Genomic DNA, 20,410 nt, shown 5'->3' with positions numbered 1-20,410 from the left:
CCCCCCCCCCCCCCCCCCCCCCCCCCCCCCCCCCCCCCCCCCCCCCCCCCCCCCCCCCCCCCCCCCCCCCCCCCCCCCCCCCCCCCCCCCCCCCCCCCCCCCCCCCACTCCAAGGGATGAGGCCCGACCGGGCGACCGCCGGGCCGGGCCTCGTCGTCGAGAGGATGGACCGGTGAGGGCTCAGCTGCTGTCGGTGGCGCGACAGCCGGCCACCGGAGCCGTGCTCGGGCAGGTGACCCAGGCCCTCGCCGGACTGGTGCTCCAGGTCGCGGCGGCCCGGTACCTGGGTGCCGCCGGCCTCGCCACGTTCGCGCTCGGCTACGGGCTCGTCGTCCTGGCCACGGCGGTCTGCAGTGGGCTGGTCGGCGACTCGCTCACGGTGCTCGACCGCACCGACGCCGGGATCCGGGCCGGACTGCACGGCTGGGCGGCCCTGGTCTCGGTCGGCGCGGGCGCGCTGGGCGCCGGGGTGGCCCTGGTCAGTGGACTGCTCCCGCCGTGGGCGGGGCTCCTGCTCGGACTGGCCACCGCGGTCTTCATCGTGGAGGACACCCTGCGGCGACTGCTCATGGCGAGCCGGCGGTTCTGGTCGCTGCCGGCCGTGGACGGCACGAGCCTGCTGCTGGCGATCGCCACGCTGGCCACCCTCGGCATCCAGGGGGAGCTGACCCTGGGGTCGTTCATCGTGGCGCTCCTCATCGGTCAGACCGGCGCTGCGCTGGTGGCCTGGTGGCGAGTGCCCTCGCAGGAGCGGCCCCGAGGTCCGTGGCGGAACCCGGCACTGCGCGCCGTCGTGGACTTCGGCATCTGGCGGGCCGCCGCGCAGACGATCCGGCCGACGTTGCTCACGCTCCTCCGGGTCCTGGTCGTGGCTGTGGCCGGTGTGGCTGCCTACGGGCCGCTCGAGGCCGCGCGGATCTTCACCGCTCCGACGCTCGTGCTCGTCGCCGGCCTCGGCTCGTTCCTCCTGCCGCACTTCGTGTCCCGCCAGCAGCGGCCGGCCGCGGAATCGTTGCGGACTGCCGACCGGGTCGCACTCGGGCTGGCTGCTGCCGTCGCGGCCATCGGGGCCGCCGTCTGCGCGCTGCTGCCGTGGCTGGGCCCGGTGCTGAGCGGTGGCGAGTACGACGTGCCCCTGAGCGCGGTCGCGGGCTGGTCGGCCTACGCCGTGGCCAGCGCGGTCCTGCTGCCCTATTCGGCACTGGCCACGGTGCACCGCCGCCAGCGGCAGGTCCTGGCGCTGCGCTCGCTCGAGTTCGGGTCGCTGGGCCTGGTGCTGCTGCTGGTCCTGGGCGTTGACGGCGGAGAGGTCTGGGCGCCGCTCGCCCTCGGTGCCGGCCCGCTGCTCGCCGCAGCCGCTGTCCGAACGTGGGTCCTGGTGCCGGTGGTGCGGACACCGGCACCGCTGCTCCTGTCGGCAGGTCCGGCCGGCGGCTGAGCGGCCGAGCAACGGGTCAGGACCGGCGAGTCCGGCCGACCACGTCCGCGATGGCTGTGCGGTATCGATCGGTGGTGAACCGGCGTAGCGCCGAGGCGTGGCCGGCTCCGGCCATGGCCCGCGCCCGCTCGGGGTCGTCGAGCAGGCCGGCGATCGCCTCCGCGAGTGCGGTGGGGTCGTCCGGCGGGACGAGGAGTCCGGTCTCTCCGGAGGTGACGATCTCCTGCAGGCCCTGGACCGCCGATGCGACCACCGGCCGGGCGGCGAGCTGGGCCTCGACGGCGGCGTTGCCGAACGGCTCCGCCCGGGAGGGGACGAGCACCACCTCCGCCCGGGCCAGCGCCGGCCAGGTCGGCGAGGTGTAACCGGCGAAGTGGACGTGGCCGGCGAGGTCGGGCTCGGCGCTCCGTCCGCGCAGCTGCTCCTCGAACCACTCGTAGCCGGGGAAGGTGGTGCCGCACAGCTCGAGGACGACGTCGCGGCCCTCGGCCCGCAGTCGCGCCACGGCCTCGAGGGCGACGTCGGTCCCCTTCCGCGGGGAGAGCCGGCCCACGAGGACGATCTGCCGTGCCCCACTCCCTCCCGGAGCTGGTGGTAGCGGGGGCACCGCGGGCCCGGACACGCCGTTGTAGATCACCTCTGTGCGCCTCTTGAGGGCAGGGAGGGCTCGCAGGAGCGTCCGCTCCGCCGCCTGACTGTTCACCACGACGGTTCGAGCGAACAGCAACGGTGCGTTCAGCAGCACGGACACCAACCGGGGAGCGTCGTCCTCGGCCTCGTGCACGTGACCGAGCACCGGTCGACGGGTCAGGCGCGCGGCGATCGACCACAGCGGGATGGTCACGGTGTTGACGTAGACGACGTCGGGCCGGGTGGACCGCAGCCGACGGAGCATCGCGGGCAGGACCCGGAGGCTGTGCAGGGCCAGCCGGACGAGGCCGGTCGGGCTGAGCAGGGACTTGCGCAGGGCGGGCACGTCGAGGACGTGGACCGCGGCGCCGGCGGCCTCCAGTCGCTCGACCAGTGGGCCCGGCGCCGGGACGCACACCTCGACCCGCCAGCCCGCCTCGTGGAGCCCGCGGACACTCTCCACCAGTTGGAGGTCGGAGCCGTACAGGTCGGCCGAGGGATGGGCCACCAGGACTGCAGGGACCGGCATGAGGTCTCCCCTCTTCGGGTCAGGACGTGCCCGGACGGGCCCGGGTCATGCTCTCAGAGCACCTAGGGTCGTCACGGTGCGTTCCGGCGCCGGTGGCGTGTGAGAGGAGAGCCAGTGTCTCTGCCCTCCGTGCGCGTCGCGGCCATCTGCCTGCTGCTGGTGGGGAGCACCGTCGTGTGGCGGCGTGGGGAGATCTTCTCCGGCGGCCTCGACCCCGTCGTGGTCGGAAAGGGCCTGCTCAGCGTTCTCGCGCTGGGGCTGGCCTTCTTCTCGGCAGCGCAGGCCCGTGGTGGCCCGGAGCGCCGGCTGGGTACCGGCACGTGGTGGTTCCTGGCCACCATGCTGACCGCATCAGTGCTCGGCGCGCTGGGTCACGGCACCCTGACCGCCAGCGGCGTCATCGCTGTGCGGGTCGCCATCGTGGCTGCCACCGTCTTCTTCGCGCTCCGGGCGGTCGCCGCGTTCGAGCTGCTGACCGGGATGGTCTGGGCATGCGGGGTGATCGCTGCGGTGGCTGCGCTCACCGGGCTGGGGAGCCTCTCCGACGGACGACTGTTCGGGGGCGTCCCCCCGCTGAACCCCAACGACCTGGCGCTGCTGGCCGGCGCCGTGGTGCTCTGGACGGCGTGGCGCACGGTGCTCGGGGAGGCCCGGTGGCGCAACGCCCTGCTGGCGACCGGCTACCTGGGCGTGCTCTGGGTGACCGGTTCGCGGACCGGTCTGCTCATGCTGGTGCTGGCGATCGGGCTGATGACCGTGTATCTCCGCCGGGCCCGGGTCGGCCTCGTGGTCGGCGCTCTCCTGCTCGCGGCGGCCGGTTCGGTGGCCATCTTCTCGACCGGTGCCATCGAGGGCTTCGTCACTCGGGACGGCGCTGGGGCCAGCACGCTGGACTCCCGGTTCATCGCCTGGAGCGCGGCGCGGACCTGGGCGGAGGCATCCTGGCAGGTCGCCTTCGGCGGAGGACTGTCGGTGAAGCTCATCCCGGTGGACGGTCAGTGGTGGGACACCCAGCTGCTGGACAGCAGTTGGGTGTCCGCGCTGGTGCAGTCCGGAGTGGTCGGCCTGGGCGTGGTCCTGGGATGGGTGCTCTGGGTGGTGCGTGGGTCCCTTCGCGCCCCGCGGCCGCACCGGGTGCTCTTCATCGGCCTGGTCGCCTTCCTGGTCGGCCGCAGCATCCTGGAGAGCGGGCTGTTCGACGCCACCCCGGCCTTCATCCTCTTCGTCGCGGTCTCCTTCCTGGCCGAGGGTGGTTCCCGGCACCGGCTGGTGGACGAGGCGTGGGACGACCCGGTCAGCCGCTCGGAGCCGTCGGGGCCCCGGTCGGTCCGGGCTCCCGAACCGGCCTGACCGATCCGTTCGGCCCGGCGGCGGCCCACCATCGGTCCGGACCCGCCTGGCGCTCCGCCCGCGTGAATCACGGTGCCCACGGCATGCCGCGTGCGATGACGTGGGCGATCGTTCCGCTGCGGTCAGCGAGAGTGGCTGGAACAGCGCAGCGGTGGTCGACCGTTTCGCCGGCGCGGTTCTCACCCGGGGTGGTCCGCTGGGCCCACTCGGCTCAGCGGTGGGGCGGTGACGTCCATGCCGGCCTCGGTCGGACGCGCACGGGGCCGGAGCTCGTCGGTCCTACCGTGGTCCACCGAGGCTGCGGACGCCTGTGCGTCGGCCAGGGTCCCTAACCGCAGGGAGGGTCGAGGCGGTGGCCCGATGCCCCCACGGCCCGGCCCAGCGGCCGGGACGGCCGGGAGGGTGGACGGCTCAGCGGCTCCGCGCCAAGTTCGGTGCAGACATGGCGGTCGCCGACGTGTCGGCCCGCTCCCGCGGCCCCGATGGCCCGGTGACGGCCGCCGACGTCGGCGTCGCACGGTGGCGTCGGCGACCGCGTCTGCGGCTCCCGGACAGGACGACCGCCAGGGGCCGGAGCCCGGCGGCTGCCAGGATGGTGCGCATCTCGGCGATCTCGGTCCGGTCGACCGCGCCCGGAGCGACCGCGAGAACGATGTGGTCGTACCGCGCGGCGAGCTGTCGCCAGGCCCGCAGCGAAGCCAGCGGACTGCAGACGTCCAACCGCACGTCAGCCTCGTCCGGCGACCCCGGGTGTCCGGGGGCACGATCGACCGGGCTGTCGCCCTGGACGGAGGAGCTCTCGCCGACGGCGGTGACCACCTGCCGGCTGCGTAGCTGGGCAGCCACGTCCTCGATCAGGTCAGCCGGCTCTTGCGCCGGGTCAGGGGAGGCGGACAGGACGGCCACCCGGATCGGCTGATCCTCGGCCAACTGCTCGAGCCGCCGGGCGAGTGCTGCGGAGGGCCGGCCGGTGAGCGCACTGCGGGCGGCACGGCCGGTCGCCGTGGCATGGACGACGAGCTCGTCATCCACACCCCAGGCAGCCCGAACGTCATCCGCGTCGTACACGGCGGTGTCCATCCGACTGCGCACCACGGCGAGGGCGATCCCCGAAGCCAAGCCCACGACCAGGCCGAGAGCCAACAACAGATGGGGGACCGGGGACACCGGTGTGGTCGGCACGGTGGCAGGGTTCGTCACGGTGAGGTCCACCGGCGAGCTGCCCGACCCCGGCGTCTCCAGTCGCTCGACGACCTCGCCGAAGTGCACCGCCACGGCGTTGGCGATGTCTGCGGCGCGCTCCGGGGACCGGGAGGTGACCACCACCTCGAGCTGTGAGGTGTCCACCGGGTTGCGGGCGATGATGCTGCTCCGCAGTTCCGTGGAGGACTCCGTGAGGTCGAGTTCGTCGATGACCGGGTCGAGGACCTCGGAGCTGACGGCGACGTCCGGGTAGCTCTTGACGCGCTGGCTGACGAACTGCGAGCCGTTCGTACCACCGTCGACGCTCGCGACGAACACCTGGGCGGTTGCCTGGTAGGTCGGCGGGGTGACCAGCACGACGGCCAAGGCCAACAGCAGTCCGGTGAAGGCGATCGCCAGCCACGTGGTCCAGTACCGGCGCAGGGCCGCCCAGTAGTCCCGCAGTTCCATGTCGCCGTCTCCCCTGTTCACGCCTGCCGAGCGGCCGGGGTGCACAGCACGCACGACCCGGACGTTCCTGGTCCTCCGGCGAAGCTACGGCGCTCACCAGGTCGGATGGGGTCGTACGGCGGGGATCTCACCCGATGGGGAAAGTGCCTCGACAGGGGGTCCTCCCGCCCGCGGCGCGGGGAGCTCCGGGTCGCCGCCCACCGATCAGGTCGTCCTGAGCTCCCCAACGGGTGAACCTCCCCGTCTCGCATCACGCTCGGTCACCGCGTCTTCCTAACGTTCTTCCGAGAGCTCCAGCTGCGTCGGGTCATTCCGACCGAGCAGAGATGGAGCGTGTTCGAGAAGTCAGGGAGTGTGCGCGTGTCCAGTTCCATCGCCGGCGGTTCCCCCCGTTCCGTCGTCGGCTACGCGCCCGGCGCGTACGACCTCTTCCACGTCGGCCACCTGAACATCCTCAAGCACGCGGCGGAGCACTGTGACCGTCTCGTCGTCGGAGTGGTCTCCGACGAGATGCTGCTGCAGGCCAAGGGCCGTCTCCCGGTGATCCCGCTCGCCGAGCGGATGGAGATCGTCCGCAACCTGCGCTTCGTCGACGACGTGCACGCCGAGGTGGTGCCGGACAAGGTCGACACCTGGCGCGAGGTGGGGTTCGACGTGATCTTCAAGGGCGACGACTGGCGGGGCACCGCGAAGGGCGACAAGCTCGAGCGAGACTTCGCCGCCGTGGGGGTTCGGGTGCACTACTTCCCCTACACGATGCACACCTCCAGCACGATCCTGCGTAAGGCGCTGGCCGCGATCGACGCCGAGGAGCCGGTGGGCCGGGTGGCCCGCGCGCTGACCTCCTGAGCGGACCCGCAGGCATCCGCCACCGGTACTAACCTGGGTGCCGGCCCCCGCGCGCACCCGGCGCGCTCTGCTCTTCCGCGGACGTGGCGTGGCCCCAGAACCAGGAGTTGCCCCCGTGAGCTTGCGCGGCGTGCTCGACGTCGTCCTGACCGACTCCGGTGTCGCCTCCGTGGTGACCCGGGCCGGCTCCGCCGAGCTGGCGGTCACCGCCCCGCCGCCGGTGCAGCCGCTGGTCGCGGCGGCGCTGGCGGCCCCGGCGCCCGGCGCGGACGTGCCCGTGGTGGTGGTCACCGCGGGGGAGCGGGACGCCGACGCCGTCGCCGCCCAGCTCCGCTGCTTCGTCCCGGACCGCCGGGTCGAGGTGTTCCCCGCCTGGGAGACGCTGCCGCACGAGCGGCTCAGCCCGCGCGCGGACACCGTCGGCCGCCGGCTGGCCGTGCTGCGCGACCTGACCCACCCTGGCGAGAACGGCGCGATCGACGTGCTGGTCGCCCCGGTGCGCAGCGTGCTGCAGCCGCTGACCCCCGGCCTGGGCGAGCTCGTCCCGGTCGAGCTGCGGCCGGGGCAGAGCGCCGAGCTGGACGACGTCGCCCGGGCGCTGTCCGACGCCGCCTACACCCGGGTCGAGCTGGTCGAGAAGCGCGGCGAGTTCGCCGTCCGCGGTGGCCTGCTCGACGTCTTCCCGCCCACCGAGCCGCACCCGGTGCGGGTGGAGTTCTGGGGCGACGAGGTCGACGAGCTGCGGTACTTCTCCGCCGCCGACCAGCGCTCCCTCGACGAGCGCCCCGACCGGCTGTGGGCCCCGCCGTGCCGGGAGCTGCTGCTCACCCCCGAGGTCCGGGCCCGCGCCACCCAGCTGGGGATCGACCACCCCGAGCTGGCCGAGGTCACCGGCAAGCTCGCCGAGGGCATCGCCGTCGAGGGCATGGAGTCGCTCATCCCCGCGCTGATCGGGGGCGAGCAGATGCAGCTGCTCACCGACCTGGTCGCGCCCGGCACGCACGTGCTGGTCTGCGACCCCGAGCGGGTGCGCAGCCGCGCCGCGGACCTGGTGCGCACCGCCGAGGAGTTCCTCGCCGCGTCCTGGCAGACCGCGGCCGAGGCCGGCCAGGCACCGATCGACCTGGGCGCCTCATCCTTCCGCGACCTCGCCGACGTGCAGGACGGCGCCCGGGCCCGGGGCCTGCCCTGGTGGACGACGGGCGCCTTCACCCTCTCCCCGGACGACGACGACCAGCACGTCACCCTGGACGCCACCGGGGTCGAGCGCTTCCACGGTGACCAGGCCCGCGCCTTCGACCAGCTGCGCAGCTGGGGCCGCGACGGCTGGCGGGTCGCCCTGACCTTCGCCGGCCCCGGTCCGGCCCAGCGCGCGGCCGACCAGCTCACCGAGGCCGACCTCGGTGCCCGGCTGGTGCCCGGCATCGAGACCGCGCCCGCCGCCGGCCCGACGCTGATCACCCAGGGCAACCTGGAGGCCGGCTTCGCCTTCCCCGGCGTCGCGCTGGCCCTGGTCACCGAGGGCGACCTGACCGGCCAGCGCGGCACCAGCATGCGCGAGGCGGCGAAGATGCCCGCGCGCCGGCGCAACGCCGTGGACCTGGTGCAGCTGCAGCCCGGTGACCTGGTGGTGCACGAGCAGCACGGTGTCGGCCGCTACGTGGAGATGGTCAGCCGCACCGTGCACGGCGGGCAGCGCGACTACCTGATCGTCGAGTACGCGCCCGGCAAGCGGAACCAGCCGCCGGACCGGCTCTTCGTGCCCACCGACTCCCTGGACCAGCTGACCCGCTACGTCGGCGGCGAGGCGCCCGCGCTGTCCAAGCTCGGCGGCGCGGACTGGCAGAAGACGAAGAACCAGGCCCGCAAGGCGGTCAAGCAGATCGCCGCGGAGCTCATCCGGCTGTACTCGGCCCGGATGGCGACCAAGGGGCACGCCTTCGGGCCGGACACCGTCTGGCAGCGCGAGCTGGAGGACGCCTTCCCCTTCCAGGAGACGCCCGACCAGCTGGCCGCCATCGACGAGGTCAAGGCGGACATGTCCCAGCCGGTGCCGATGGACCGGATCATCTGCGGCGACGTCGGCTACGGGAAGACCGAGATCGCGGTGCGGGCGGCGTTCAAGGCGGTGCAGGACGGCAAGCAGGTCGGCGTCCTGGTGCCCACGACGCTGCTGGCCAACCAGCACTTCAAGACCTTCTCCGAGCGGTTCGCGCAGTTCCCGGTGACGGTGGCGGTGCTGTCCCGGTTCCAGTCCAAGACCGAGTCCGACGAGGTGCTGCGCAAGCTGGCCGACGGTGAGATCGACGTCCTGGTCGGCACCCACCGGCTGCTGCAGCCGACCACCCGGTTCAAGGACCTGGGGCTGGTCATCGTCGACGAGGAGCAGCGCTTCGGCGTCGAGCACAAGGAGTACCTGAAGAGCGTCCGGACGGCGGTCGACGTGCTGTCGATGTCGGCCACCCCGATCCCGCGCACCCTGGAGATGAGCCTCACCGGCATCCGGGAGATGTCCACGATCCTCACCCCGCCGGAGGAGCGGCACCCGGTGCTGACCTACGTCGGCGCCTGGGAGGACAAGCAGATGGCCGCCGCGATCCGCCGCGAGCTGCTGCGCGACGGCCAGGTGTTCGTGATCCACAACCGGGTGCAGTCGATCGACAAGGCGGCGGCGAAGATCCGCGCCCTGGTGCCCGAGGCCCGGGTGGCGGTCGGCCACGGCCAGATGAAGGAGCACGAGCTCGAACGGATCATGGTCGGCTTCTGGGAGAAGGAGTACGACGTCCTGGTCGCCACCACGATCGTCGAGTCCGGGCTGGACATCCCCAACGCCAACACCCTGATCGTCGACCGGGCGGACACCTTCGGTCTCTCCCAGCTGCACCAGATCCGCGGCCGGGTCGGTCGGGGCCGGGAGCGGGCGTACGCCTACTTCACCTACGACCCGTCCCGGCCGCTGACCGAGACGTCGGTCGACCGGCTGACCACGATCGCGCACAACACCGACCTCGGGGCCGGGATGGCGGTGGCGATGAAGGACCTGGAGATCCGCGGTTCGGGCAACCTGCTCGGCGGCGAGCAGTCCGGGCACATCGCCGGGGTCGGCTTCGACCTGTACGTGCGGCTGGTCGGCGAGGCGGTCAGTGACTACCGGGCGCAGGCGACCGGGGAGTCACCGGCGGTGGAGCCGGCCGAGGTCCGGGTCGACCTGCCGGTCGACGCCCACCTGCCGCACGACTACGTGCCCGGCGAGCGGCTGCGGATGGAGGCCTACCGCAAGGTCGCGTCGGTGCAGGACGACGAGCAGGCCCAGGCCGTGCTCGACGAGCTCACCGACCGGTACGGCGCGGCGCCGGCCCCGGTGCTCAACCTGCTGGCGGTGGCCCGGTTCCGCGCGGCGATGCGGGCGCTGGGCGTCACCGAGGTGTCGATGCAGGGGCGCAACGTCCGGGTCGGCCCGGTGGAGCTGCGCGAGTCCCAGGTGATGAAGCTGTCCCGGCTCGCCGAGGGGGCCACCTACAAGGAGGCGGTCCGCACCGTGTCGATCAAGGTGCCGGTGGGGCCGGACCGGCGGACCCCGCTGCGCGACGTCGCGCTGCTGGAGAAGCTGCACGCGCTGCTCTCCTCGGTCCTCGAACAACCCGTCGCCGTCGCCTCCTGACCGCGGCGTCGGCCCGCCGACACCCGCACGGACGGCGACGCAGGTCACACCGCTGTGGGACGCTGCCGGGCGTGACGTCCCGCAGAGCCCTCGCCCTGCTCGCTGCCGGCCTGGTCGCGGTCGCCCCGCTGGCCGGCTGCCGCACCGCACCGACGGTGGCCGCCTACGTGGGTGAGGACCAGATCGGCGTCGCGGAGCTGGACGACGCCGTCGACGCACGGCTGGCCGACCCGGCGATCGCCGACCACGTGGCGGGCGAGCGGGCCGACTACACGCGGCAGGTGCTGAGCCTGCGCATCGACGAGCGGGTGTACGACGAGGCGGCCGACCGGCTGGGCGTCGAGGTGACCGACGCCGAGGTGCGCGACCGCATCGCCGCGCTGCTCGGCGACTCCGACCCCGACGTGGTCTACGCCCAGGTGGCGCAGCAGCAGGGCGCGACCCGCGAGGACGTGTTCTCCAGCGTCCGGCACGAGCTGCTGCGCCAGCGGCTCGCCGACGCGGCTGGGCGGGTCGACCTCTCCGAGGCCGCGCTGCGGGCGCGCTACGAGGAGCTGCGCCCACAGCTGCAGCAGGTGGCCGTCGGCTTCGTGACCGTGCCCGACCAGGCCACCGCCGACGCGGTGCTCGCCCGGCTGACCGCCGACCCGGCCGGCTACCCGGCGGTGGCCGCGGAGTTCCCCGGCCAGGCCACGCTGCCGCAGGTGCAGACCACCAGCCCCGACCAGCTGGCCGGGCCGCTGGCCGAGGCCGTCGCTGCCACACCGGCCGGGCAGGGCTTCACCGTGCCGCTGCCGGCGGCCGGCGGGGTGGTGGTCGGGTTCGTCGCCGGCCGCACCGAGCCGTCCTTCGCCGAGGTCCGCGACCAGCTCGCCGAGCAGGCCGCGCAGCAGGCCGGCGAGCTCGGCGCGGAGATCGTCGCGGAGGTCCGGGAGGATCTCGACCCGGTGGTCAACCCCCGCTACGGCGTGCTCGAGGACGCCCGGGTCGTCACCCTCACCGACGGCGTCGTCCAGCCACCGGCCGACGCCGCGGCTGTGGCTGCCGGAGACTGAGCGGGTGCCGATCGCCCTGCTGGTCACCGTCAGCCCCCGTCTGCCCGGACTCCTCGCCCCCGCCGGCTGGCGGGCGGTCACCACCGCGCCGCTCGTCCTCGCCCTGCCCGGCGCCGCGGCCACCGCCGACGCGCTGCGCGCCGAGGGCGAGCCGGTCACCGACGTCGCCGATCCGGCCGAGGCCGCCACCGCCGCTGCCCCGGTGCCGGACACCGTGCTGCTGGCCACCCCGGAGGAGGCCGCCGGCTGGACCGTGGTGCCCCGGGTCGCCGGGGCGCCCGAGCCGCCCGGCGCCCGGCTGCTGGACGTGGTCACCGTGATGGACCGGCTGCGCTCGCCCGGCGGCTGCCCGTGGGACGCCGAGCAGACCCACGCCTCGCTGCGCGGCTACCTGCTGGAGGAGGCGCACGAGGCCTACGACGCGATCGTCGAGGAGGACCCGGTCGCCATGCGCGAGGAGCTCGGTGACGTGCTGCTCCAGGTCGCCTTCCACGCCCGGGTCGCCGCGGAGGCGCCGGAGGGCCGGCGCTTCGACGTCGACGACGTCGCCGCCGAGCTGGTCGACAAGCTGGTGCGCCGCCACCCGCACGTGTTCGCCGATGCCGGGCCCCGGGACGTCGCGGCGGTCGAGCGCGGCTGGGACGAGATCAAGAAGGCCGAGAAGCAGCGGCGCTCGCCCACCGAGGGGGTCTCCCGCTCGCAGCCGGCGACCTCCTGGGGGGCGGCGCTGACCGGCCGGGCCGAGCGCGCCGGGCTGCCCACACCGCCGGCCGGGGAGCTGGCCGCCCGGGACGCCGAGGAGCTCGGCACCCTGCTGCTCGGGCTGGTGGTCGCCGCCCGCCGGCGCGGCTGGGACGCCGAGGACGCGCTGCGCGCCGCCGTCCGCCGGTACGCCGACGAGCTGGACACCGCTGCGGAGGCGGGCGCGGCGGGGCACCCGGGCGGGTGACGTGGGGCGGCGTGCCGGTGGGCGGACGCCCTAGCGTGGAGGGCCGGCCGAGTTCCCTGCTGCAGAGGAGTCGTCCCGCGTGACCATGACCCTGCTCGCCGCCGACGACGGCACGGTGACCGAGGCGCTGCCGACCAGCACCTGGCTGCTGCTGGTCGTCGTCGCCGGTGCCGCCCTGGTCGCCTGGCTGCTCGCCCTCGTCGTCGGGGTGGTGATCACCCGGTTCGCCCGCCGCTCGCCGGCGCTGGCCGACCTGTCCCGCCGGGGCCGCCGGCCGTTCCGGCTGTTCTGCGTGCTGCTCGCGGTCACCGTGGTGCTCGACGCGGCGCCCGGGGTGGGCGGCTGGCGGGACGTCGTCGTCCGGGTGCTCGGCCTCGGGCTGATCGCCGTCGCCGCCTGGCTGGTCGCCGTCGGCGCGTTCGTGGTCGAGGACATGGCGCTGGCCCGCTACGACGTCGACGTCGTGGACAACCGGCACGCCCGCCGCGTCCGCACCCAGGTCACCCTCGTCCGCCGGCTCACCGTGGCGGTGATCGCCGTGCTCGCGATCGCCGGGATGCTGCTGACCTTCCCCTCGGCGCGCGCCGCCGGCACCAGCATCCTGGCCAGCGCCGGCCTGCTGTCCGTCGTCGCCGGCCTGGCCGCGCAGACCTCGCTGGCCAACGTCTTCGCCGGCATGCAGCTGGCGTTCACCGACGCGATCCGGGTCGACGACGTGGTGGTCATCGAGGACGAGTGGGGGCGGATCGAGGAGATCACGCTGACCTATGTCGTCGTGCACATCTGGGACGACCGGCGGCTGGTGCTGCCCTCGACCTACTTCACCACCACGCCGTTCCAGAACTGGACCCGCAAGGAGTCCGCGGTCCTGGGGTCGGTGGAGCTCGACGTCGACTGGACCGTGCCGTTCGAGCAGATGCGCACCGAGCTGGTCGGGCTGGTGGAGCACAACGAGCTGTGGGACGGCCGGGTGCAGGTGCTGCAGGTGACCGACGCCGTCGGCTCGGTGGTGCGGGTGCGGGTGCTGGTCAGCGCCAAGGACGGTCCCACCCTGTTCGACCTGCGCTGCCACGTGCGCGAGGGCCTGGTCGGGTGGCTGCAGCGGGAGCACCCCGACGGCCTGCCCCGGGTCCGCTACGAGGGTGTCGCCGCCCCGCCGGATGCTGCGCCCCACCCGGCGCCGGCCCAGCCGACGCCCACCCGGCCGGCCCCGACCCGGCCGACGCCGCTGCCGCGGGACGGCGGGGAGCGGCCCACGCCCGCCCCCGGGCCGCAGGCCGGCCTGTTCACCGGCAGCGTCGAGGCACTCGAGCGGTCGCGGGCGTTCACCGGGCCCAGCGAGGAGGAGCTGGCCGAGCGCGCCCGCGAGGACACCGAGCGGCGGCCGACCGGGGAGTGACCGGGTCGTGAGCCCTCTCGGGCCTCAGCCGGCCCGGGTGGCGCGCGGGTCCGAGCCGAGCAGCTGGGGCAGCCAGAACAGCACGGCCGCCGACACCGCCGTCGCCAGCACGAAGCCGCCGACGCCGCTGCCCATCACGTAGGCCCAGAGCAGGCCCACGCCGGGGGCGCCGAAGGGCAGCACGGCGTCGGCCCGCGCCTGCCGCAGCAGGCCGACGTCGCCGGCCGCCGGATCGACCGGGGCCGGCCGCAGCTCACCGCGCGGCGGTCGGCGGCGCAGCCGCCCCGAGGGCCACAGCTCGGCGCCGTCGAGGACCGGCAGCACCAGCCGGTCACGGGACGGGTCACCGCGCACCTCGACAGCGGTGTCCGGGACGTGCCGGTCCAGCTCCGGCGCCCAGTGCACCGGCAGCCAGCGCAGGCCGGCCGGGGTGGACAGCTCCAGCCAGCTGCGCACCAGCAGGCCCTGCCGCAGGACCAGGTGCGCGGCCGGCACCCGGGTGGCCGGGCGCCGGCGCAACCGGGGCCGGCCGAGCAGCCGGGCGGCGGTCAGCGCGGCGGCCACCAGGACCACGACGGCGACCACGACCAGCCCGAAAACGACGTCGGCCAGCTCGGCGGAGGTGGCGTCGCCGTCGGCGTGCACCGGCACCGGACCGTCGTCGGCCGCCCGGTCCAGCGCACCGGCGTCGTACCGGACGGTGACCTGGGCACCCACCGGCACGTCCTGCGCCTGCGGCAGCTCCAGCAGGCCGGTCCGCTCGGTGCCGTCGGGACCGGGGAACCGCACCAGCAGACCGCGCCCCTCGGGCGGCGCGCCGGCGCCGGTGACCGTGGCGACCGCCGTCGTGTCGGCCGCGGCCAGCGGCGCGCGCAGCTCGGGCAGCCGCACCGCCAGCAGCACCAGCACCGCGGCGCCGACGACGAGCACCGGCGCCAGGCCCAGCAGCAGCTGGCGGCCCGCCCGCCGGTGCGGGCGCGGCGTCGGGGGAGCGCTCATCGCCGCCATGCTCCCAGGCACCCGGGTGGCTGCGGCGCGGGTGTGCACCACCGTGGGAGCGGCTGGCTAGGCTGCTCTCCGTGGCCAGCATCGATGCAGTAGGCGCGCGGGAGATCCTCGACTCGCGCGGTAACCCGACCGTGGAGGTCGAGGTCGCCCTCGACGACGGCACGATCACCCGTGCCGCGGTCCCGAGCGGCGCCTCCACCGGCGCCTTCGAGGCGGTGGAGCTCCGCGACGGCGGCGACCGCTACAACGGCAAGGGCGTGACCAAGGCCGTCGACAACGTGCTCGACGTCATCGGCCCCGAGCTCGTCGGTTTCGACGCCGCCGAGCAGCGGCTGGTCGACCAGCGCCTGCTCGACCTCGACGGCACCCCCAACAAGGAGCGGCTGGGGGCCAACGCCATCCTCGGCGTGAGCCTCGCGGTGGCCAAGGCCGCGGCCGAGTCCGCCGGTCTGCCGCTGTTCCGCTACGTCGGCGGCCCCTCGGCGCACCTGCTGCCGGTGCCGATGATGAACATCCTCAACGGTGGCGCCCACGCCGACAGCAACGTCGACGTCCAGGAGTTCATGATCGCACCCGTAGGGGCGGCGACCTTCGCCGAGGCGCTCGCCGTCGGCACCGAGACCTACCACGCGCTGAAGTCCGTGCTCAAGAAGCGCGGCCTGGCGACCGGGCTGGGCGACGAGGGCGGCTTCGCCCCCGACCTGCCGAGCAACCGGGACGCCCTCGACCTGATCGCCGAGGCGGTGGAGAAGGCCGGCTACACCGTCGGCACCGACATCGCCTTCGCCCTCGACGTCGCCGCGACCGAGTTCCACAGCGACGCCGGGTACGCCTTCGAGGGCAAGACCCTCGCGGCCGACCAGCTCGTCGAGTACTACCGCGGCCTGGTCGACGCCTACCCGGTCGTCTCGATCGAGGACCCGCTGGACGAGGAGGACTGGGCCGGCTGGGTCGCCATGACCGAGGCCCTCGGTGACCGCGTGCAGATCGTCGGCGACGACCTGTTCGTCACCAACCCGAAGCGGCTGGCCGACGGGATCGAGAAGGGCGCGGCGAACGCGCTGCTGGTCAAGGTCAACCAGATCGGCACGCTCACCGAGACCCTCGACGCGGTCAACCTCGCCCACCGCAACGGCTACCGCTCGATGATGAGCCACCGCTCCGGCGAGACCGAGGACACCACGATCGCCGACCTCGCCGTCGCGACCGACTGCGGGCAGATCAAGACCGGTGCCCCGGCCCGCAGCGAGCGGGTGGCGAAGTACAACCAGCTGCTCCGGATCGAGGAGGAGCTGGACGACGCCGCCCGGTACGCCGGCGCCGCCGCCTTCCCGCGGCTGGCCCGCGGCTGACGACGCCGTGAACACCGCCCGCACCCGCCGCGGGAGGTCCGGTGGCGCCCGCCGCCGGGCCTCCTCGCGGCCGGTGCGGGCGGCGGCGCGTGGCCACGGCGGCAGCCGGCCCGGGCGGCGCAGCACGCGCAGCCCGGCCCGCGCAGCCACCGGGCGCCGTGGGCCGCGGGTCACCGGCCGCGCCCTGCTGCTCGGTGCCCTGGTGCTGCTGCTCGCGCTGACCCTGGCCGGGCCGCTGCGCCAGTACGTCGCCGGCCGCCAGGAGCTGGCGGAGCTCGCCGCCGAGGGCGACGCGCTCGCCGCCCGGGCCGAGCAGCTGCAGGCCCAGCTCGACCGGCAGGCCGACCCCGCCTACATCTCGCAGCGGGCCCGCGAGCGGCTCACCTACGTGCTGCCCGGCGACCGGCTGGTGATCGTCGGCGACGCCGGAGACCCGGGCGACACCGCCGACGCCCCTGCGCAGGCGCCCCGCTCGGGCGCCCCGGTGCCCTGGTACGAGGGCCTGCTCGGCTCGGTGGCCGCGGCCGACGCCGACCCCGCAGCACCGGGGAACTGACGAAGGACCCTGCTGCCCCCCACGCCTCGCAGGCTCGGCGCGGGCCCCTGCAGCACGGCCGGACAGGGGGCCGTGACGGGATGGTCGAGGCGCTGCCGCAGACTCGTGGGGTGCACAGTCCCGACCCCGCGCCGGTCTCCCCGCCCGTGACGGCCGAGGACCGCGCCGTCGTCGCGCGCCAGCTCGGCCGCCCGCCCCGCGCCCTGGTCGGCGTCGCCCACCGCTGCCCCTGCGGGCAGCCCGACGTGGTGGAGACCTCGCCGCGGCTGGAGGACGGCACCCCGTTCCCGACGCTGTACTACCTGACCTGCCCGCGGGCCAGCGCCGCCGCGAGCCGGCTGGAGTCGGCCGGCCGGATGAAGGAGTGGCAGGCCGAGCTCGGCACCGACCCGGAGCTGGCCGCCGGCTACCAGGCCGCGCACCAGTCCTACCTGGCCACCCGCGACGCCCGTGACGTGCTGCCCACCCGGGCCACCGCCGGCGGGATGCCCGACCGGGTCAAGTGCCTGCACGCCCTGGCCGGCCACGCGCTGGCCGCCGGCCCGGGAGTCAACCCGATCGGCGACCGCGCGGTGGCCGAGATGGGGGAGTGGTGGGCCGCCGGTCGCTGCGCCCAGCCCAGCCTCAGCGACCCGGAGGACGTGCGATGACCCGGGTGGCCGCCATCGACTGCGGTACCAACTCCATCCGGCTGCTCGTCGCCGACGTGCCGCCGGAGGGCGCGCACACCGACCTGCTCCGGCGGATGGAGGTCGTCCGCCTCGGCCAGGGCGTGGACGCGACCGGCCGGCTGGCGCCGGAGGCGATCGAGCGCACCCGCCGGGTGCTGGCCGAGTACGCCGCACAGGCCCGTGAGCTGGGCGCGGAGCGGGTGCGGATGGTCGCCACCAGCGCCACCCGGGACGCCGCCAACCGGGCCGACTTCGAGCAGATGGTGCTGGCGACCCTCGGGCAGCTGCCCGACGTCGTCCCCGGCATCGAGGAGGCGGAGCTCTCCTACCTCGGGGCCACCGCGTCGCTGGCCGCCGCGGCCGCCGCGCACGGATCGGCGGCACCGCACCCGCCGTTCCTGGTCGTCGACATCGGCGGTGGGTCGACCGAGTTCGTGCTCGGCGACGCCGGTGGGGTGCGGGCGGCCCGGTCGGTGGACGTCGGCTGCGTGCGGCTCACCGAGCGGCACCTGCACAGCGACCCGCCCCCGCCGGACGAGGTGCAGGGCGCCGAGGCCGACGTCCGGGCGGCGCTGGAGCTGGTGCAGGAGTCGGTGCCGGTGCGGGAGGCGGTCACCCTGGTGGGGCTGGCCGGGTCGGTGACGACGGTGGCGGCGCTGGCCCTGGAGCTGCCCGGCTACGACCCGGACGCGATCCACGGCTCGCGGATCCCGGTCGGCGACGTCCGTTGGGTCACCGCCGGGCTGCTGTCGGCCACCCGCGCCCGCCGGGCCGCCTACCCGGTGATGCACCCCGGCCGGGTCGACGTCATCGGCGCCGGCTCGCTGGTGCTGCGGGTGATCATGGACGCGCTGGACTTCGACGAGGTCGTCGTCAGCGAGCACGACATCCTCGACGGCATCGCCCTGCGCCTGGCCCGCTCCACCCAGGCATAGGAGGCCTTGCACCCGGTCTCCGCGCGAGAACCGGGTGCAAGGCCTCCTGTGCCCCGCTCAGGGGCGGCGGGGTCCTTCCTCAGGCGCTGCCGGCGTTGATGCCCGGCGGCAGCTCGCCGGTCAGCTTCTGGTAGAGGGCGGTGGCGCCGCGGTTGCCCAGCAGCCGGCCGAGAGCCACCATCACCCCGGAGACCGCGGCCCAGCCCAGCGCGTCGCCCCAGCTGACGCCCGGTGCGGCCGGGTTCTTCGGCGGGGGGCCGCCCCGGGTCTTGCTCCAGGCCGCGGTGATCAGCTTCCGGGACAGGATCCCCGCGGGGATGGCCAGGCTCGCGCCGAGCAGCTTGTACAGCAGCGGCGGCTTGGGTGGCTTGGGGGCTTTCTGCTTCTTCGCCATGGGTGGATCATCCCGCCGGGCCCGGTGATCCGCGCCTCCGGGCGTCGGTGGTGGACTGTCCGGGTGGCACGCGACCTCGACGGCTACCCGGTCACCCGCACCCCCGCCGGGGTGCGCCGCGGCGCGGCGGCGACCCGTGAGCTCCCCGTGCTGGACGAGCGGATCTCCGGCTGCCGCGCCTGCCCCCGGCTGGTCGCCTGGCGCGAGGAGGTCGCGGTGACCAAGCGGGCCTCCTTCCGGCACGAGGACTACTGGGGCCGGCCGGTCCCCGGGCTCGGCCCGGACGATGCCCGGATCGCCGTGGTCGGGCTGGCCCCCGCCGCGCACGGGGGCAACCGCACCGGCCGGGTCTTCACCGGCGACCGCAGCGGCGACTGGATCTTCGCCGCGCTCTGGCGGGCGGGGCTGGCCAACCAGCCGACGTCCACGCACCTCGGCGACGGGCTGGAGCTCACCGACGTGCGGGTGGCGGCCGCCGTCCGCTGCGCCCCGCCGGCCAACGCCCCGACGCCGGAGGAGCGGGACACCTGCTCCCCGTGGCTGGCCCGCGAGCTGGCCCTGCTGCCCCGGCTGCGGGTGGTCGTGGTGCTGGGCGGGTTCGGCTGGACGGCGCTGTGGCCGGTGCTCGCCGAGGCCGGCTACGTGATCCCGCGCCCCCGCCCCGCCTTCGGGCACGGGGTGGAGGTGACCCTCACCGGCCCGCGCGGACCGCTCACCCTGCTGGGCAGCTACCACGTCAGCCAGCAGAACACCTTCACCGGCAGGCTCACCGAGCCGATGCTCGACGCCGTGCTGCTCCGCGCCACCGACCTGGCCGCGGGCTAGGGTCCGCCCAGCTCGGCAGGTGCAGCCCCCGTAGCCCAATCGGCAGAGGCAGGCCCCTTAAAAGGGTCCCAGTGTCGGTTCGAACCCGACCGGGGGCACCGCGGTGGCGGGTGGGAACTACCAGGTCACCGATGGCGTTGGAACCAGCAGTGTGGGGTGCGAAACTGCACCTCACGGCCCGACCAGTCACCTCGAGGAGATGACGATGCCCAGCAGCAACCCGGCCTTCCGGGGATTCCCGGCGGCCGGCACCGGCCAGAACGCCGGCTGGGGTGCAGCGCCGCAGCAGACGTACGGCGGGGCACCCACCCAGCACGACCCCTACTCCGCGCCGTCGCCGTACGCGGCCACCGGCCGCGCCTACATGACGATGGACGACGTCGTCAGCAAGACCGGCATCAGCTTCCTGGTGACGGTGGTCTCCGCCGCCCTCACCTGGGCCCTGGTCCCGGACGACCTGGCCATGGGCCTGGCCCTGCCGGCCGTGCTCATCGCGCTCGTCCTCGGCCTGGTGATCGCGTTCAAGCAGATCGCCAGCCCGGTCGCGACGCTGTCCTACGGCGCGCTCTACGGCGTCGCGCTCGGCGCGATCAGCGAGGTCTTCAACAACCTCTACCCGGGCATCGTGGTGCAGGCGCTGGTCGGCACCTTCGGTGTGTTCGCCGGGATGCTGTTCGCCTACAAGACCGGCGCCATCCGGGTCACCCCGAAGCTCACCCGCTGGATCGTCGGCGCCCTGTTCGGCGTCCTGGCGCTGATCATCGTCAACCTGGTCGCCGGCTTCTTCACCCCCGGCGGTCTGGGGCTGCGTGACGGTGGCCCGGTCGCCATCATCTTCAGCCTGGTCGTGATCGGTGTGGCGGCGTTCACGCTGCTGCTCGACTTCGACATGGCCGACGAGGCGATCCGCCGCGGCGTGGAGCCCAAGTTCGCCTGGTACATCGCCTTCGGCCTGCTCATCACGGTCATCTGGCTGTACCTGGAGATCCTGCGTCTGCTGAGCTACTTCCGGGAGTGACGCTCCCCGGGGTCGGCTGACCCCGAGCTCGAACCGACCGTGGGCCGGGGGCCCCCCGGGGGGGGGGGGCCGGGGGGGTGGTGGGGGGCGGGGGCGCCCCGCTGGGGTGTTTAAATGCCTTTTTGGTGGGGGGGCGGG

At 74.7% G+C, this 20,410-nt stretch carries 17 protein-coding genes and 1 tRNA gene; 14 read left to right on the top strand and 4 right to left on the bottom strand.

The window, feature by feature from the left end; genetic code table 11:
• The first annotated feature begins 172 nt into the window (after nucleotides 1–172).
• Nucleotides 173–1,438 (top strand): hypothetical protein, encoded by a 1,266-nt coding sequence (locus ACI79U_RS20180; RefSeq protein WP_457069352.1) that lies wholly within the window; start codon nucleotides 173–175, stop codon nucleotides 1,436–1,438.
• Between the two features lie 16 nt (nucleotides 1,439–1,454).
• Here ACI79U_RS20180 and ACI79U_RS20175 read toward each other — a convergent pair whose 3' ends face one another.
• Nucleotides 1,455–2,597 carry a glycosyltransferase family 4 protein gene (locus ACI79U_RS20175; RefSeq protein ID WP_457069354.1) on the bottom strand — a complete coding sequence of 381 codons (1,143 nt, stop codon included), beginning with the start codon at nucleotides 2,595–2,597 and terminating at the stop codon, nucleotides 1,455–1,457.
• A 114-nt stretch (nucleotides 2,598–2,711) separates the two neighbouring features.
• Between ACI79U_RS20175 and ACI79U_RS20170 the strand changes: the two genes are divergently transcribed.
• Nucleotides 2,712–3,947, top strand: coding sequence for a hypothetical protein (locus ACI79U_RS20170; RefSeq protein ID WP_457069356.1), 1,236 nt, complete (start codon nucleotides 2,712–2,714; stop codon nucleotides 3,945–3,947).
• 411 nt (nucleotides 3,948–4,358) lie between these two features.
• Here the strand turns inward: ACI79U_RS20170 and ACI79U_RS20165 are convergent, their stop codons facing one another.
• Nucleotides 4,359–5,600, bottom strand: a complete 1,242-nt coding sequence (locus ACI79U_RS20165) for a YveK family protein (protein WP_457069358.1) — start codon at nucleotides 5,598–5,600, stop codon at nucleotides 4,359–4,361.
• Between the two features lie 360 nt (nucleotides 5,601–5,960).
• On the opposite strand from ACI79U_RS20165, the gene ACI79U_RS20160 reads away from it, so the two are divergent.
• The 5 genes from ACI79U_RS20160 (at nucleotide 5,961) to ACI79U_RS20140 (ending at nucleotide 13,513) form a co-directional block, all read left to right on the top strand.
• Nucleotides 5,961–6,449: an adenylyltransferase/cytidyltransferase family protein gene (locus ACI79U_RS20160; protein WP_457069360.1), complete on the top strand. Its 489-nt coding sequence runs from the start codon at nucleotides 5,961–5,963 to the stop codon at nucleotides 6,447–6,449.
• Between the two features lie 115 nt (nucleotides 6,450–6,564).
• Nucleotides 6,565–10,110: a transcription-repair coupling factor gene (gene mfd, locus ACI79U_RS20155; RefSeq protein ID WP_457069362.1), complete on the top strand. Its 3,546-nt coding sequence runs from the start codon at nucleotides 6,565–6,567 to the stop codon at nucleotides 10,108–10,110.
• Nucleotides 10,111–10,181: 71 nt separating this feature from the next.
• Nucleotides 10,182–11,165 carry a SurA N-terminal domain-containing protein gene (locus ACI79U_RS20150; protein ID WP_457069365.1) on the top strand — a complete coding sequence of 328 codons (984 nt, stop codon included), beginning with the start codon at nucleotides 10,182–10,184 and terminating at the stop codon, nucleotides 11,163–11,165.
• A gap of 4 nt (nucleotides 11,166–11,169) precedes the next feature.
• On the top strand, nucleotides 11,170–12,114 hold the full coding sequence (locus tag ACI79U_RS20145) for a MazG family protein (protein ID WP_457069367.1): 945 nt from the start codon (nucleotides 11,170–11,172) through the stop codon (nucleotides 12,112–12,114).
• 85 nt (nucleotides 12,115–12,199) lie between these two features.
• A complete protein-coding gene (locus tag ACI79U_RS20140) occupies nucleotides 12,200–13,513 on the top strand; it encodes a mechanosensitive ion channel family protein (protein WP_457069479.1) in 1,314 nt (437 codons plus the stop codon).
• A gap of 24 nt (nucleotides 13,514–13,537) precedes the next feature.
• Here ACI79U_RS20140 and ACI79U_RS20135 read toward each other — a convergent pair whose 3' ends face one another.
• A complete protein-coding gene (locus ACI79U_RS20135; protein WP_457069369.1) occupies nucleotides 13,538–14,512 on the bottom strand; it encodes a hypothetical protein in 975 nt (324 codons plus the stop codon).
• Nucleotides 14,513–14,592: 80 nt separating this feature from the next.
• Here ACI79U_RS20135 and eno point away from each other — a divergent pair, with 80 nt between their 5' ends.
• From eno to ACI79U_RS20115, 4 genes are all read left to right on the top strand, one after another.
• Nucleotides 14,593–15,873, top strand: a complete 1,281-nt coding sequence (gene eno / locus ACI79U_RS20130; protein WP_457069371.1) for a phosphopyruvate hydratase — start codon at nucleotides 14,593–14,595, stop codon at nucleotides 15,871–15,873.
• Between the two features lie 7 nt (nucleotides 15,874–15,880).
• Nucleotides 15,881–16,429, top strand: coding sequence for an FtsB family cell division protein (locus ACI79U_RS20125; RefSeq protein ID WP_457069373.1), 549 nt, complete (start codon nucleotides 15,881–15,883; stop codon nucleotides 16,427–16,429).
• A 110-nt stretch (nucleotides 16,430–16,539) separates the two neighbouring features.
• On the top strand, nucleotides 16,540–17,079 hold the full coding sequence (locus ACI79U_RS20120) for a DUF501 domain-containing protein (protein ID WP_457069375.1): 540 nt from the start codon (nucleotides 16,540–16,542) through the stop codon (nucleotides 17,077–17,079).
• A complete protein-coding gene (locus tag ACI79U_RS20115) occupies nucleotides 17,076–18,035 on the top strand; it encodes a Ppx/GppA phosphatase family protein (protein ID WP_457069377.1) in 960 nt (319 codons plus the stop codon). Before ACI79U_RS20120 ends, ACI79U_RS20115 begins: the two co-directional genes overlap by 4 nt.
• 79 nt (nucleotides 18,036–18,114) lie before the next feature.
• Here the strand turns inward: ACI79U_RS20115 and ACI79U_RS20110 are convergent, their stop codons facing one another.
• Nucleotides 18,115–18,429 carry a DUF4235 domain-containing protein gene (locus ACI79U_RS20110; RefSeq protein ID WP_457069379.1) on the bottom strand — a complete coding sequence of 105 codons (315 nt, stop codon included), beginning with the start codon at nucleotides 18,427–18,429 and terminating at the stop codon, nucleotides 18,115–18,117.
• A 63-nt stretch (nucleotides 18,430–18,492) separates the two neighbouring features.
• Between ACI79U_RS20110 and ACI79U_RS20105 the strand changes: the two genes are divergently transcribed.
• From ACI79U_RS20105 to ACI79U_RS20095, 3 genes are all read left to right on the top strand, one after another.
• On the top strand, nucleotides 18,493–19,254 hold the full coding sequence (locus ACI79U_RS20105; RefSeq protein WP_457069381.1) for a uracil-DNA glycosylase: 762 nt from the start codon (nucleotides 18,493–18,495) through the stop codon (nucleotides 19,252–19,254).
• A 24-nt stretch (nucleotides 19,255–19,278) separates the two neighbouring features.
• Nucleotides 19,279–19,352, top strand: a tRNA-Leu gene (locus tag ACI79U_RS20100).
• Nucleotides 19,353–19,459: 107 nt separating this feature from the next.
• Nucleotides 19,460–20,272, top strand: a complete 813-nt coding sequence (locus ACI79U_RS20095; RefSeq protein ID WP_457069383.1) for a Bax inhibitor-1/YccA family protein — start codon at nucleotides 19,460–19,462, stop codon at nucleotides 20,270–20,272.
• Nucleotides 20,273–20,410: the final 138 nt, after the last annotated feature.

The organism is Modestobacter sp. SYSU DS0904 (genome assembly GCF_054051115.1).
Note: the sequence above shows the minus strand (reverse complement) of the source record. Positions and strands in the feature narration are given on the sequence as shown.

Excerpts from the sequence above, each read along its gene's own strand:
- ACI79U_RS20175 (WP_457069354.1), bottom strand. The coding sequence starts at position 2,597 with ATGCCGGTCCCTGCAGTCCTGGTGGCCCATCCCTCGGCCGACCTGTAC.
- ACI79U_RS20165 (WP_457069358.1), bottom strand. The coding sequence starts at position 5,600 with ATGGAACTGCGGGACTACTGGGCGGCCCTGCGCCGGTACTGGACCACG.
- ACI79U_RS20140 (WP_457069479.1), top strand. The coding sequence starts at position 12,200 with ATGACCCTGCTCGCCGCCGACGACGGCACGGTGACCGAGGCGCTGCCG.
- ACI79U_RS20135 (WP_457069369.1), bottom strand. The coding sequence starts at position 14,512 with ATGAGCGCTCCCCCGACGCCGCGCCCGCACCGGCGGGCGGGCCGCCAG.
- ACI79U_RS20115 (WP_457069377.1), top strand. The coding sequence starts at position 17,076 with ATGACCCGGGTGGCCGCCATCGACTGCGGTACCAACTCCATCCGGCTG.
- ACI79U_RS20110 (WP_457069379.1), bottom strand. The coding sequence starts at position 18,429 with ATGGCGAAGAAGCAGAAAGCCCCCAAGCCACCCAAGCCGCCGCTGCTG.
- ACI79U_RS20095 (WP_457069383.1), top strand. The coding sequence starts at position 19,460 with ATGCCCAGCAGCAACCCGGCCTTCCGGGGATTCCCGGCGGCCGGCACC.